The 13,802-nt window shown below is 46.6% G+C and carries 15 protein-coding genes; 6 read left to right on the plus strand and 9 right to left on the minus strand.

Annotated elements, in window-relative coordinates; genetic code table 11:
* Positions 1-74 precede the first annotated feature (74 nt).
* The 4 genes from DSM117340_RS10855 to DSM117340_RS10870 all read right to left on the minus strand — a co-directional run bounded on the left by DSM117340_RS10855 (position 75) and on the right by DSM117340_RS10870 (position 3,097).
* On the minus strand, positions 75-407 hold the full coding sequence (locus DSM117340_RS10855) for a DUF3768 domain-containing protein (RefSeq protein ID WP_354689597.1): 333 nt from the start codon (positions 405-407) through the stop codon (positions 75-77).
* Complete coding sequence (locus tag DSM117340_RS10860; protein WP_354689598.1) at positions 394-858, minus strand: hypothetical protein; 465 nt, start codon at positions 856-858, stop codon at positions 394-396. The genes DSM117340_RS10855 and DSM117340_RS10860 overlap by 14 nt, the downstream gene beginning before the upstream one ends.
* 208 nt (positions 859-1,066) lie before the next feature.
* Positions 1,067-2,220 (minus strand): IS3 family transposase gene (locus DSM117340_RS10865; RefSeq protein ID WP_354689599.1). Its coding sequence is split into 2 segments (ribosomal slippage): positions 1,067-1,959 and positions 1,959-2,220, totalling 1,155 coding nucleotides; the frame shifts between segments, so codons are not numbered across the junction.
* Positions 2,221-2,455: 235 nt separating this feature from the next.
* A complete protein-coding gene (locus DSM117340_RS10870; RefSeq protein WP_354689600.1) occupies positions 2,456-3,097 on the minus strand; it encodes a hypothetical protein in 642 nt (213 codons plus the stop codon).
* 148 nt (positions 3,098-3,245) lie between these two features.
* Between DSM117340_RS10870 and DSM117340_RS10875 the strand changes: the two genes are divergently transcribed.
* The 4 genes from DSM117340_RS10875 to DSM117340_RS10890 all read left to right on the plus strand — a co-directional run bounded on the left by DSM117340_RS10875 (position 3,246) and on the right by DSM117340_RS10890 (position 5,674).
* Positions 3,246-3,572: a DUF6626 family protein gene (locus DSM117340_RS10875; RefSeq protein WP_354689601.1), complete on the plus strand. Its 327-nt coding sequence runs from the start codon at positions 3,246-3,248 to the stop codon at positions 3,570-3,572.
* Between the two features lie 153 nt (positions 3,573-3,725).
* Positions 3,726-4,085: a hypothetical protein gene (locus DSM117340_RS10880; protein ID WP_354689602.1), complete on the plus strand. Its 360-nt coding sequence runs from the start codon at positions 3,726-3,728 to the stop codon at positions 4,083-4,085.
* 223 nt (positions 4,086-4,308) lie between these two features.
* Complete coding sequence (locus tag DSM117340_RS10885; RefSeq protein ID WP_354689603.1) at positions 4,309-4,464, plus strand: type IIL restriction-modification enzyme MmeI; 156 nt, start codon at positions 4,309-4,311, stop codon at positions 4,462-4,464.
* Between the two features lie 118 nt (positions 4,465-4,582).
* Positions 4,583-5,674: a RelA/SpoT domain-containing protein gene (locus DSM117340_RS10890; RefSeq protein ID WP_354689604.1), complete on the plus strand. Its 1,092-nt coding sequence runs from the start codon at positions 4,583-4,585 to the stop codon at positions 5,672-5,674.
* Positions 5,675-6,306: 632 nt separating this feature from the next.
* On the opposite strand, the gene DSM117340_RS10895 is transcribed toward DSM117340_RS10890, so the two are convergent.
* Together DSM117340_RS10895 and DSM117340_RS10900 are read right to left on the minus strand one after the other, a co-directional pair.
* The gene (locus DSM117340_RS10895) at positions 6,307-8,274 is read right to left on the minus strand and encodes a DUF2779 domain-containing protein (protein ID WP_354689605.1); all 1,968 of its coding nucleotides are present in this window, start codon (positions 8,272-8,274) and stop codon (positions 6,307-6,309) included.
* 147 nt (positions 8,275-8,421) lie between these two features.
* Positions 8,422-8,685, minus strand: coding sequence for a hypothetical protein (locus tag DSM117340_RS10900; protein ID WP_354689606.1), 264 nt, complete (start codon positions 8,683-8,685; stop codon positions 8,422-8,424).
* A gap of 170 nt (positions 8,686-8,855) precedes the next feature.
* Between DSM117340_RS10900 and DSM117340_RS10905 the strand changes: the two genes are divergently transcribed.
* Positions 8,856-9,779 (plus strand): metallophosphoesterase, encoded by a 924-nt coding sequence (locus DSM117340_RS10905; RefSeq protein WP_354689607.1) that lies wholly within the window; start codon positions 8,856-8,858, stop codon positions 9,777-9,779.
* 864 nt (positions 9,780-10,643) lie between these two features.
* Here the strand turns inward: DSM117340_RS10905 and DSM117340_RS10910 are convergent.
* Positions 10,644-11,813 carry an MFS transporter gene (locus tag DSM117340_RS10910; protein WP_089894205.1) on the minus strand — a complete coding sequence of 390 codons (1,170 nt, stop codon included), beginning with the start codon at positions 11,811-11,813 and terminating at the stop codon, positions 10,644-10,646.
* Between the two features lie 141 nt (positions 11,814-11,954).
* Here DSM117340_RS10910 and DSM117340_RS10915 point away from each other — a divergent pair, with 141 nt between their 5' ends.
* Positions 11,955-12,563, plus strand: a complete 609-nt coding sequence (locus DSM117340_RS10915) for a TetR/AcrR family transcriptional regulator (RefSeq protein WP_089894207.1) — start codon at positions 11,955-11,957, stop codon at positions 12,561-12,563.
* A gap of 536 nt (positions 12,564-13,099) precedes the next feature.
* On the opposite strand, the gene DSM117340_RS10920 is transcribed toward DSM117340_RS10915, so the two are convergent.
* Together DSM117340_RS10920 and DSM117340_RS10925 are read right to left on the minus strand one after the other, a co-directional pair.
* Positions 13,100-13,384, minus strand: coding sequence for a hypothetical protein (locus DSM117340_RS10920; protein ID WP_038006146.1), 285 nt, complete (start codon positions 13,382-13,384; stop codon positions 13,100-13,102).
* Positions 13,385-13,407: 23 nt separating this feature from the next.
* Complete coding sequence (locus DSM117340_RS10925) at positions 13,408-13,740, minus strand: hypothetical protein (protein WP_038006142.1); 333 nt, start codon at positions 13,738-13,740, stop codon at positions 13,408-13,410.
* Between the last annotated feature and the right edge of the window lie 62 nt (positions 13,741-13,802).

Raw genomic sequence — 13,802 nt, forward strand, 5'->3', positions numbered from 1 at the left:
TCGCTGAATCAGGGAATAGTGCTAACTTTTTGTAGGGCAGATTTGCTGTGTTTGTACTTAAATGACCCATGATCTCAATACTCGTTCGCCAGCATGATGGTCAGCACACGAGTGGTCACAGTGGCATCACTTGGGTCGGGTGAGTGCATTTGCAGATCGACGTCGTAGTAGTCGAACTTCCAGAAGATGGTTTCTGCGGCATGTCTGAATGATCCAAAGTCATGCTCGCCGTATGGGTCATTGTCGGACGTGAAGGCATCATACCGGCACACCTGATCCAGTATGCTTGGCACATCGGACATGGCCTGTATGCCTTGGGTGATAATGACACGACAGCTTGTGAAGCTCTGACGTGCCTGATCATTAAGTGCTGCTATTTTGGCTGCATCAACCTCAGGCATTGGCATTGGCACTTGCTTTAGCTGCTCCGGGTTTGAGACGTGGTTGTCGCTCTGCCACTCGGGTGATGGCAGTATCTAATTCCCCTGCCGCTGCTGCATTGAGGAAGGCATCAAGCACACCAGCGACTTCATCCAATGACTTCACAAACACCGCGTTGTTGGTGCCATCTGCCGCGATCACACGAGCCCCATAGCGGCACTGCACATACCAGCCGCCGTCTTGAGCAAAGAACCACGGACGCACTGTGCGCATGGCTTTGACGGCCACACGTTCCCCCATGTCATTGGTCATCCATTTGTGTCGTTCAACGCGGTGATCTTGCTTGTTGAGTGCTGCTGTATGAACCAGCTTTTGCTCCTTAAGCCCTGCTATGAGTTTGTCACGTCGTGCTATAATCGGATCGCGTTTGCTGCTGCGATCAACTGTCTTAAATGTAAGCTTTGCCAAATGTGTCATGTGCGCTCCTAGCTGTTTGGTTACAGTTAAAGCGTATGTTCAAATGAAACATTGGACGACCGAAAAGACAGTCAAGATACTGATTTTAAATAACTAATTTTTACCCATGGATAATTGCGTATATGTGTGCAGTATTGCTGCTGTTTAATTGCATGTGGAGTGATGGCATTGAGCTACTCCCCATTTGTTGGACAGGATCTGGCGTAAATTAAGCTACTCTCTGCTCCTGCTGATCGGGTTGTGTTTTGTCATTTCTCAGCCAATAGACCACGGCTGGTGGCCTGCCGCCAAGGGCTGAGTGTGGGCGTTTGTTGTTGTAAAAGGTCATCCATTTCCGGATACTTGCCTTCGCTTCTGATCCGGTCTCCCAAGCATGCAGATAGACACACTCGTATTTCAGGGTTCGCCAGAGCCTCTCAATGAAGATGTTGTCCAGGTAGCGGCCCTTCCCATCCATTGAGATGCGCACGCCGGATCGGCGTAGCCGGTCAGTCCAGGCAAAGGACGTGAACTGAGATCCTTGATCTGTATTCATGATCTCGGGCGGGCCGAACTTGTGGATGGCCTCGTTCAGCGCCTCGACGCAGAAGTCGGCCTCCAGCGTGTTCGAGATGCGCCAAGCCAGGACCTTCCGGGTATGCCAGTCCATGATGGCGACCAGATACAAGAACCCTCGCCGCATCGGCAGGTAGGTGATATCGGCGCACCAGACCTGATTGGGCCGATCCACCCGCAACCCTTTCAGTAGGTAGGGATAGGTTTTGTGCCCTTTCGCCGGCCTGCTGGTATTAGGCTTCTGATAGATCGGCATCAGCCCCATGAGGCGCATCAGCCGGCGTATCCGCTTCTCGTTCACAAGATGCCCATCGTTACGCAGGTACCAGGTCATCTGCCGGACACCGAAGAAGGGTGTTTCCAGGAACTGCTCGTCGATCCGCCGCATCAAATCAAGGTTCTGCGCGGTCTCGCCCTTAAGCTTGTAATAGAATGACGAGCGCGAGATCGACAGCAACCTGCATTGCTGCCCGATGGACAAAATGGAATTATTTGGCTCAATCATGTCGTGCCTCACTTGCCGGTCCATGGTTTGAGCTTTCGTGACAAAAAATCGTTGGCTACGGCCAGCTCCCCGATCTTGGCGTGGAGTTCCTTCACCTGCTCCTCATTGATCTCGGGATTCTTTCTGCCACCGCGTTCAAACACGCCGGAGGCGCCCTCAAGGAGCGCACGTTTCCATTGATGGATCATCGTCGGATGCACCCCGAACCGGCTTGCCAGCTCGGCGGCGGTCTCCTCACCCTTCAAGGCTTCCAGCGCGACCTTCGCCTTAAATTCAGGCGCATGTTGTTTGCGTTTCGACATCTCTGATCTCCTTTTCGTCGAAGATCAGCAGACTGCAAATCGTAGCTTACGTCACTGTCCGAATTTCGGGGGGTAGCTCAGTTTGATCAAGTTCGTTTGAGCTAGTCTTGATGTTCTGTGTTCTTTTGAACCTTTGTTAGTTCGAACACTTGCTCGTGAACAAGGATGTGCCAAGACCTGCGCCTTTGGCATCTGTGTTGTTCAAACTGCTCAGGTGTTTGCTGCGCGAAGGGGCTTAGCCACGCTCCATCATCTGCAAATCACCGCTTGCCTCATATTGTGCCTGTTGTGTGTGTAATGCCTGTTGTGCCTGCTGTAGCCAGAGAGGGCTGGCCGCCCGTGTAATGCGATGTGCCTGTTGTTGGGTGTAGTGCTCATTTAATGCGTGCTGTGGCGGCAGATTTAACTGTGCACTATCCCAGCAAAGGTTGTCTGAGATTGTGTCACTGCCCATGCGCCAGTACTCGTGGGTGACGTAACTGGCCACAGCATTGCTATCCTGTACGGGCATGATCCAGTTCTTTGCCAGCGGCGCTGTTTGAGCATGATGCTGTGCCCAGACTGCGTTGAGCACACAGCACATGTGTTCCGTGTCTTGCAGTGGACTTGGCATGACAAAGTGAATGTGGAAGTTCTCATTGTCAGCGCCCTCGTGAGCAAAGCACCAGCGTGCCACCCGCATGTTTTGACGCTCAGCGGCTTTGCCATAGATCACACGGTCTATCTTGTTCCAGTAGCTGCGCAGGAGCTTATTGGCGCTTTCTTTGCCAATGGTCCTGCCATTCACGAACTTGAGCGTACCAAACACATTCCAGTTTTGGGCCAGCAAGTGCTGTACCAATGCCTGTCGTTCTTGTTTGCGCTGCTCATATGCCATTGTGGTTCTCCGCATGTATTTATCAACGAAGGCGCAAAACGGGGCAGAAATGGTAGTGCAGTGTTTAACGCGTCACGCTCGGCATAAAGATGCGTCTGCTCGTCAGCGCTGAGATAAATACAATGCAAACAACGCATTGGAGGATCGGATGAGCATAAGACTATTAGAACACATGCGCGATGAGTTGATCGCCACAGGCATCGTGCAGAACACACCAGAGTTCTGTCACAGTTGGCTGGGGCGCAGTGAGGGGTACATCCGCGTGCTGCGCTATCACAACACAGAACCGAGTGTGGAAACCCTGAGCGTTTGTGCAAGCAAGCTTGGCTATTATGCAGCGCGATTGGCGGCAAGTGATCAGCAAAATCATCAAGCGTGGAGTGAGCGTTTGGCAAACCTTAAGGCACTTTGTGACAGGGCCATAGCTCAGCAAGCAGAAGCCGTGTGGCGTGCTCCGGAACGGATGGCGGTATAATGCGATTTAATCATTGCAACGTCATTTATGACGTATCTCATCCGAAATTCCCCTTGCAGCCTCAAAAATCTGCGCTGCGGATTTTTCTAGGGAAGTACTTATGCTTTTGGGGTGGTCTTTTGCGTACCCCACTCCCCCAGCCAGGAGCAGAGTATGACTGACCGTGACGAGCTCCGCCGACTGATTGATGTGATTGAGAAGGCTTCAAGCAGCGTTCAGCTGGATCAAGCCATTGAAGACATTAAAACTTTTGCCAACACCACAAGCTTCTTGGCCAACAAGCTAGAAAAACGGCTCAAGGGTGGCGACGTAAAGCCAAAGAAGCAGCCAAAGTCACGTATTGGTAAAGCCATTGCCGCTCCGCCTGTTCACAAGCCCAATGTGCAGCAGCCACAGACCACTGCGAACTCTACAGCTAATGGCATGCCTTCCGCTGTAGCAACTGCAACATCACAGGCAGACTACGACAGGCTCAAGCCGCAAGGCGCGCAGGGACCAATATCTGGCAACTGAGTATTGTGGCGTCACACAGCGTCTGTGCGCAGGCTATAGGGGGCGACAACGTTAGGTCGGCGCTCAGTGTAGCCAGCAACTAGGGTTACTGCGCTACGCTGCTTTTGGGATGAAACCGTGCAGATTGCCACAAACCATAGCTTGTAAATGTTCATTGCTCAAACTGCTGGCAGGCATAGTTCAAATGCCCTAACCTTCTCATAAAATTTAGTGGGCTGTGAGCATGAACGCTGTTGAAATTGAAGAACAAGTATCTGAACTTACAGAGCTGCCATTCGACCCTGACGAATTTTCTTATGCTTTCCTCGCAGCCTTTGGAAACAAATCGACGACAATCAAGCGGTTGCGCGCAGGCGCGTCATACAAGTCTACCAATTAGCTTCTCCATCTTAGGTGCTGATTACAATGTTTGTGCCTTGAGGGTTTAATTTAGTGCCGTTTTGAGTAGTAACTTTGAAGTTGATAATTCAACGAGCAGTCAAATAGGATTTTTGAATATGTCTGAAGAGCAAATCGATCAAATTGTTCAGTTTTACAAAACTAATACTATTTTTAGACTACAAAAAATTATCCCAATAATTACTGAGCGCCTGGAGGCTGAGCTTGAGAAGGATGGTATTCCCGCTCGCGTAGCAGCACGAGTTAAAAAGCCAGCGAGCCTACGGGGTAAACTTTTAAAATGGGCGAAGCCTGATTCAGGGAAGACAGAGCGGCTAAGCTCTCCGGAAGCTACGCTCCTTGAACTTAGTGATCTGGCTGCTGTTCGCGTCATGACTTATACTGAAAGTGATCGGTCTAAGGTTTATAATCTGGCCACAAAAATATTCAAAAGTCCTGATAATTTAAAAGATTTCGGAACCGAAATCTTAGAAAATTCCCCACGCATAAAACAGAATGACAAAAATCATTATCGAGCTACACACATGCAAATATGTTTGCGTGAAGAGGACCTTAGCAAAGATGATGCAGAAACTTTGATAGATTCTTGCGAACTTCAAATTACCAGCATGCTGGCGCATGTTTGGAACGAGATCGAACACGATACTATCTATAAAGAAAAGTCTGGAAAATTATCTTCCGACGAGAAAAGAGCTATTCATTCGTTGGGTCTTTTGACCCAGAGCGGCGATCACATCATCCAAAGTCTTCTTGCCTCTCGAAACATCAGGGAAGAGAAAGAAAAACGTGACAGTCAAATACAGAACGAGAGGTTTTGTGACAAAGATGAATTGTCATCGTTTATGTTGAACCATTTTGGGGAAAAAATCGGGCCCGTAAAAATGGATTTTAGTGTCGGTGCCGAAGATTTATTAGCAGGACTTCATTCAGTAGATTGGGATCATCCAAATGATATCATGACGCGTTTCACACCGAAAATCTTACTTGAAACCAGAAAAATATCAAAACGCATTATTGCAGCTCAAACAAAAGCTAAGCGAACTAAATCACTTTATCGGCCTGGCACCTGTGACCTTTTCTTTGTGTCTCTTTGTGCTATCGATCTCTCTATAGCAGAAGCGGCCGTTGAGGACTTGAGTGGTAACAGTAGGGCGTCTGTTTTGCTGAAGGCCTTTAAACAACTAACGTAGGTTTACGACCTTGTGTGGGATGACATCTGATGCAGAAGATAATTACACCTTTGCAGATAGCTGACTATAAATCTAATTGGTTTCCTGGGCATAGTGTTCAGGTAGATATGGATGGGGTAAGGATTTTTGTAAAACGCATTTTGAACAACACGCGTGGTCTTTTTCTAAACATACTGAGCCAGACGATAGTCATACATTCTATTTCGAAGACAAGTTTGCTGCAGAAAAATTTACTGCTCAATATAATCAACGGAATCCTCGCTTTCATTCCGTTGATGAACCTCTGTATACAGACGAAGAGTTACAGGAGCAGATTGCGCTTTTTGAACACAAAATTGTTGATATTTCTGCTTTGATTGAAAAACACAAAGCCAATGATGAATTAGAAACTGCAGAAGCATGTGAAAAAATCAAACAAGTTTATGAGAATGAGCTGCATTATGTTCTGACTGGTGAGAGAGTTAAATTGCCTTGGGAAGACGACCTTTTTGCTGATGATTAATCAAAAAGTTAAGTATGAAAGATCGTTTAGTAGTATTTGGATATGATTGGTGAGTAAAAATCGTCAAAATAAGACTACTACTTCATTGGAATTAATGATCGAAAATCACTCCACCATCTAAAAACCAGTGCTACATCCATTTTAATTTGTCTATCCAAGCCTCGACTATCATGACCATCGCTAAAGTATCTAGTTCACAGTATTTTAGCAAAGCCCTCTTCAATTCTTCACGCTCATAATCAGACATGACTTCAAACTGCATTCGAGCATAGGCCATCAACGCAGCACCGCCATTTTTTAATTCGTTATCTTGTGAAAGTAATACAACCTGTTGCTCGAGGTGCTCTTCAAATAGTTTTGGTAGCAGTCCGTATGGGTCTGAAACAAAACCGTCGTCAGAACGTTTTATCCAAGTCTGATGCTTGAAATTCTTACTAGGTATGCCTTTCGCACTACCGTATATTGGCTTGCTGTACTTGGATTGTAAAAAATCAGAACGATTTAATATGCTCGGCAATACATATTTGATTGAATTAGACCCATTGGTACGAGGGTCAAAATAAAACTTTTTAACCACTTCTAGTAAGTCGATCATTGCTCTTTCACCCAGCCAAACGTCTTCAGATTTTTTTGGTGATTGAGTAATGGATTTAATGAATGCGGTTAATTCTTTCGCATCGTGAGGCGGCTTAGCATCGGTTTGAAGCTGCTTGATTATAAGATTAAGGTAAGTATTTTCATGATTTGAATACTTAAATATTGATCCATCATCCTGTGATAATTCTTCTTTAAGAGCTCTCACAAAATCATAGTTAGGAAAATATCCTGGCTCCACATTCAGGAACTCGCCAGCATGTCTTACTGTGCCATCTCTATCCAAGGTGTGATGTGAAAATTGGAATGCAATTCCCTCATATGGCGCGCGATTAGCCCCAAATGGAATGGCAACCATAGTTGTTTCGAAGTCAATAAAATGCAGTGGGTATACCCAGCTATCCATTTCTTGCTTAAGCCCATTAAGATCTAAATATTCGGTGTCATCATTATCTTTTGCTTTCTGAACTTGAAGCCACTGTCTTTCAGAATTGGATAAACCATAAGCTGCTGAAGAAACAGCAATGTCTTCTTCAGTAAGATCGCTTAAGCTTATAATTCCGTCATCAATAAATTTTTGTTTTCCCCTGAAATTCCATAAATCAAAAACAGTTGGTTTTTCAAAAATTGACGGATCCACACCGAGTATTCTATTGAAACATTCTGAGCGGCCATCTTGTTTGCCGATCAATTTATTATCCTTAGTGCACACAAATTCACATTGACCACAATGTGTGCCCAGTTGGGATTGGATTAGTTGTCCATGCTCACATGCAGATGAGAACCTTCGAACCATCTGATCAAAAGTTTCCTCAACTCCAAGTCCATGGTCAGTTGCAGTAAAAATGCCTGTACAAATATTATCTACATTTACCGAAGTTAAAATTTTTGGGTTTAAGTGAGCTTTGAGTATGTTACCTTCTACTTGAACTTTTTTTTGACCATTTACTTCATGTACCCTAAATTTTTGGTTTAAACCTGATGCAGCTATCCTTTTGGATTTATCGGCCAGCATCAAGTTAGCAGCGATCGAGTGGCCTGGGAGCGCACGTGAACAAACCCACTTTTGGAAGGCAACATCATATAGATACTTCTTCCAAATCGAGTTCGGTGCTCCATCTCTTTTTAAAAATTGTGAAGGTTGGTTGCCATCAACTGATTTAGCTTTGACCTCATGAATTTTCATAAGATGGCCTTTTTTTTCCAGAACATCGATGCGAATAAAGCAATTTTCATATTTTATTGCAGCCTCAAATATAGTGATGTTTTCTTTTTTAAGAAGTTCACTAGTTTGGTTCACTGCTTTTGTGGCGTCTAACGTTGCAATATTAACGCCGTCTGGAAAATACTGTTTAGCCAACTCTCCAACTTGAAACCCACCTTCTGCTAGTGCTGCCAGGAAGGTGTCTTCTACTGATTGATTGGCATAATTATTATCTGCCATGTAAAATAATTTGGTCGGACAGGTTAGGGCTGTTATAAACCTACTTTTCGTTAGCCGCATGTTTACACCCTTCCACTTCTGTTTAAAAATCCCTCATTATAATTGACATTCAATTGCACGTGGGTAGCTAGACCTATGACTGTGTAAAAAGGTGAATTAGTAAAGGTGTATTGAACCCTAAGAAATTCTAATTCTTTATTTGTCGCGTTAATGGTTCTTTAACAACTGAGACACAGTTTCTTCTAAATGAGCGACACGCTCTGATAAAGTCGGTCTTCGCCGATCATCCGGGTGGTCATTTCGACTGCCAGCAGGAAGTGAGTCAGTCCAGTGCCCGGTTTCCTTGAGATAAGCTTCGACTGCCCCTGCAATAACTCCGTTACGGCTCTCATTGGGGTTGGCTGCTAAGTAATGTTCGAGGGCATCCATGCGCCTAGCACCTAGCCTAATAGAAATAGGTTTGTCAGTCATATTACTTCACTCCTGTTTGCCAGATGTAACACGTAATTAGAAAAGTAACACAAATTTGTTGTAATACGTCGTACGTGTTACTATATGTGAGTTTAAGCAGAAGAATGAGTCGCAAAATAACTGAGAAGCCAAAATTTTATCATTTTGCGAACGTGTCAGAAGGAAGCAAAATGTACGACATAATCCCGGATATTCATGGACAGGCAGGTAAATTAAGAAGTGCTCTATCATCGCTCGGATATGAGCAGAAGAATGGAGCATGGCGTCATACCGACCCCAAACGAACATGCGTGTTCTTAGGGGATTTTATAGATAGGGGGCCGGACAATGAAGCGGTTATCGACATTGTTCGTTGTATGGTCGATGCGGGTACTGCTTATGCGATAATGGGTAATCATGAGCTCAATGCAGTCCATTTCCATACCAAAGACCCGAAAAGTGGCGAGCCTGCGCGCGCGCACTCTGCTAAAAATCTTAAGCAGCATGCCAGTTTTCTTCAAGAATTTCCGCTGGAAGCCCCTAAAACGACTGAGGTTATTTCATGGATGATGACCTTACCACTTTTTATCGAGTTTGATGCTTTTCGCATTGTTCACGCCTGTTGGAACGAAGCTGTAATAGGTGAGTTGTTGAAAATAACCAAAAATGGCAGGCTGACTGATGAGCAATTTCTCTCAGCTGCTAACAAGAAAAGCCAGCTATTTTCTTTGGTTGAAACGACCACCAAAGGTCCTGAGGCTACGCTCCCGGATGACCATGTTATATATGATAAAGAGGGTCAGGGCCGTTCAGAAGTGCGGTTGCAGTGGTGGAATGGCACTGCTTCTACTTGGAAGGAAATAGCAACCTCGGTTCCGAATTTAGATCAATTGCCAGACAGTAATTTGCCGGCATCAATCAAACAGAGCGTATATCCACCAAATTCTAAGCCAGTTTTCTTTGGTCACTATTGGATGACTGGAAAACCAGTACTTCAAACTAATAATGCCCTTTGTTTAGACTATTCGGCGGGTCGGGAGGGGCCTTTAGTATCTTATCAGTTCGATCCAGTAACGACTTTATTGGATCTTAAAAATATCACCATCCATTCCTGATAGTTCTCAAACAACAACTGAAAGGCTCAACATGTCGAAGAAAAAGAGAATGGAACGCAGGAAAAGCATAGATGATAAACCCGTTTGGGCTGTGGTGTTGCACGACGAATGGGACCACGCAAAGTATATAATCACTGCTACGATGACATACGAGGAAGCTAAAATGGAACTGGCTAAGATAGACACAAAAGATGATACTGAGATAAGCTACCATACAATCGAGCAGATATAAATTTGAGGTACTGTTAAATGGAGGACATCTTACTGAAAACGGGCATCGCAGACTCCCAAGGTATTTATGGGAGCATGCGATATGGTTCTTGGGATTTCATTGACTTCAACGTCATGTTGAACACAGCGCTTCCGGCCTACCCTTAAAATGACACCAAAAACACACTTACGCGCACACCTAAAATATTCCCACTTAAGTCATTGATTATAAGTCAATAATTTACACCTTCTCCATTGAAAATCCTCGTGTCGGTGGTTCGATTCCGCCCCTGGGCACCAATTTTACCAACAATATCAATGACTTAGCCAAGCGCCATGCGCGCTAAAGTTGTGCAATTCAAAAACACACCTTAAACACACTTTTTGTCGTGTTGCTGACTATTTTGACTGTGGAATCACGGTGTTGAACACAGTGTTGGCTGTGGCTGTGTTGCTAACATTGTGTTCGCGGGATTTTGGGCGGACAGGATTGTGGACATTTATAAGTTGATTGACGACTTTTGGCACATAGCGGGTATTCGCCGCCGATGCGGCTAAGATCAGCTTAAAGCCCAAATTTTCTACGGATCTAGATGCAGCTAATAGCTGGTATCTTGCCTGGCGCTCCACTTCATACAGAACAAATGCCCGCTTTCACGTAGTCTTCGCCTTGGAAGGCGGATTTGTCTGCTTAGATATGAAGAACAGGAGTGTTGCTAACGAAAGCACAGCAACCGAGGCAATTGGCAAAGCAACCGGGCCATAAGCTTCGTAAACAGCGCCACCGCCCGCTGCGCCCAGCCCCTGACCTCCAAAAAACGCAGATGCGTTGAGAGCTAGGGCCAGTTGGGCACGTGCGCCCGCTGTCTCCATCAGCCGCGCCTGCAACGGAGCCAAGCAAAGGGCCCAGCCGACACCAAAGAAAATAAACGCCGGGTATGATAGCCAGTAGAAGTGGGGTGCCGCCCAGAGGATCAGAAAACAAACTGCCGTGAAAGCGAGGCCACCAAGGATTGTACCATCGCGCCCAAGCAAACGCACCAAATGGGAGGAAAAGGCATTGCCAATCACTGAAGCGATACCGGCTGCCAATAGGGCCGTTGTCAGCGCTGTGCGTGGTGCCTCCCCCACCTCGATAAGCCAGAATGCGATCATTGCGTAGGTGATGAAGCCGCCGCAGATCAACAAAAGCGTGGTGGCGATGGTCATTGATGTGGCACGGTCAGCCAGGACCGCAAGCATAGCCGTAAATGAGGCTCGAGTGCCGCGTACGCCACCAGAAACGCCAAACACCACGCCAAATGCGGCAACAAAAGCTGCACCTCCCGCCACGAACCAGGCAGCGCGCCAGCCAGCTGCCTCGGCCACAGCACTGGAGATTGGCAGGGCCACCACTAATGATGTTGTGAGCCCGCCAAAAACCACAGACATAGCGGCCGGGCGCTGCGCCTCTGTCACCAGTGATGCCGCAATGACTGAGGCCGTGGGCATCACTGAAGCGGCACCTAGGGCCATAGCTACCCGAGCTGCCATTGCCTGCTCCCAGTTTTGCGCAAATCCAAGTGCCATGCCGCCGCAACCTAGCAAGGCAAGTGAGACAAATAGCACTGCGCGGCGCTCCCAATGGCCGATCAGAACCTGCGCGACCAAGGCCCCAACCGCAAGCGAGAATGAAAAGGCCCATACCAGCGCTGCGACATCCTCTGCCGATACCCCCAGGCCAGATCGCATCTCAACCTGTACCGCGATAATGGCAAGCGAGCCCCAGCTTGCGCAGAACTGACAGAACCCGAGCAGGATGAGAATTGGCCAAGCACGTCCCATAGTTTTTGATCCCTTCGATCGCTACGCGCATGCTGAAGTCTAGTTTTCTCTTGCCGAAAGTCGCTGCACGTTGTTGCTAATTTTATACTATTGCGTATTTTAATGCCCATGCAAGCTTAAAATACTAACGGGTATTTATTTATGAACACAAAAGGAAACAAACCCGCCCGCGGGCGCCCGAAAACCATGAACCGGGATCATGTGCTTAAAATCGCGGTGGAAAGCTATTGGGCAGATGGGCCGACGGGCGTTTCTATAAACGAGATTAGCCGCCGCGCTGGTGTGTCCAAGCCTGGCATTTATCGGGAGTTCGGTAACGAAGATGGGCTGAAACAGGCCGCCCTGATAGCATATCAGGCGACCATCCTGGCGCCATTGGTAGATGTTCTCACGGATGATGTTCCCTTTGGTCAAGCCTTGCAAGCGCTCACTGATTTCGTCCTTTTGGACCACAAGGCGCACGGTTTGCCGGATGGCTGCCTTCAGGTTACAATGTGCCGCAGCAAAGATGATCTTGGAATGCTCGCGCGGAAAAGTGCCGACAAGTTCCGGGAACAGACCTTGTGTGGCCTTGAACAGTGGATCGAAAGGGCGAAGTCAAAAGGACAGTTCGCCTCAAACATACCCTCAAGGACGGCAGCCCTTTATATTGATGCACAGATCGCTAGTGCGATGGAGCTACAGAAACAGGGCGCGGCTCAGGATGAATTAGAGCATGTCTTCAAACTTGCCCTGTCAGTATTTTCCTGAAAAATGGCACCCCTATTCTCGGCCATAGCTGTATTGATTTCTCGAACCAGTCTGGCGAACTTGCCATTGGTGCGCGGGCGAAGAATGACGGTTTCGTTCACAAATAGAAATTACATCACAGGCTGTCTGAAATATTTGGAATTTTATTAAAAATGCGTACGACCCCTTTATAGGGGTAGCACTGACATTCATTGACTTCACTACACGTAACAACACCGATTGCCACAGGTTCTGTTCTTTAATGTGTCCCGACATAGCAGCAGCCTACAAAACATCGAAATGCATTCAACAATAAATTCACACGTTGCCGAGTTGGGCTTGGGTCACTGAACTCTGTGCTGCCCAGTGTGCCGCCAACACAGTGTTTTCAGTTTTTCGTTCAAACACTGTGTTGGGGACACTGTGTTGGCGGATTTTTTTGGGCGGACGTGGTTTGGGACACGATTGGTGTCGTTACCAACACCGTGGGTGTTAGTAGGTCCCACACACCGGCATGAATAATTTTAGCACTACAAATATGACGAGTCGATCTAATGCTAGACTACGAGATCCCCCGTCATTGGCATCGTGTGACGATCTACATCGTTGTATTCTTGCAAGAGCAGTCTTTGACTATCTAACCAATCTACCCCACGTTTGATATTTTCTTCTAGCAACTCGCTATCTCTAACAACTATGGCAACAACTTCCTCATGAGTCCGCATTAAACGGTGGTCACCATCTGCGAATACTTGGGCGTGCCAGTCTTGGATATTTTGCAAGAATTCATCAAAACATTCAGGCTTGGGTTTGAAACGAACAATCGATAGTTTTTTTGGCATTCCTCAACTCCTTTGTATTTACACTACTTGTTTACTGAAACACCTGTCACGTACCATTCACTAGCTTTACCGTTCACTTTTTTTGCAAAGAAAAACGCGTTAACCTTCCAATCTTTTCCTGAGCCAGTGTGCGTGCCCGCCATACAATCATCCGTGTCCTGTATGATCACGTAGTCATCAATAGAGATGCAATCTCCACTCACTAACCATTCTAACGCTTCCGTTTTGCTCCTGTGTGTTCCTGAGCTTATTGACGTAAACACAAAATCATCTGTGGTGAGAGCGTCTAATTGCGACGCATCTTTTTCCCGAAACCCGTGACGGAAAGCATTCAAAAAATCGGTGGCTGTTGGCATTTTTATTTCCCTTTTATTTGCGATATCGCCACGCATGAAGTCAGCATCACGATGAAACTTGG

Source organism: Lentibacter algarum, assembly GCF_040580765.1.
In the GTDB taxonomy this organism is placed as follows: domain Bacteria; phylum Pseudomonadota; class Alphaproteobacteria; order Rhodobacterales; family Rhodobacteraceae; genus Lentibacter; species Lentibacter algarum.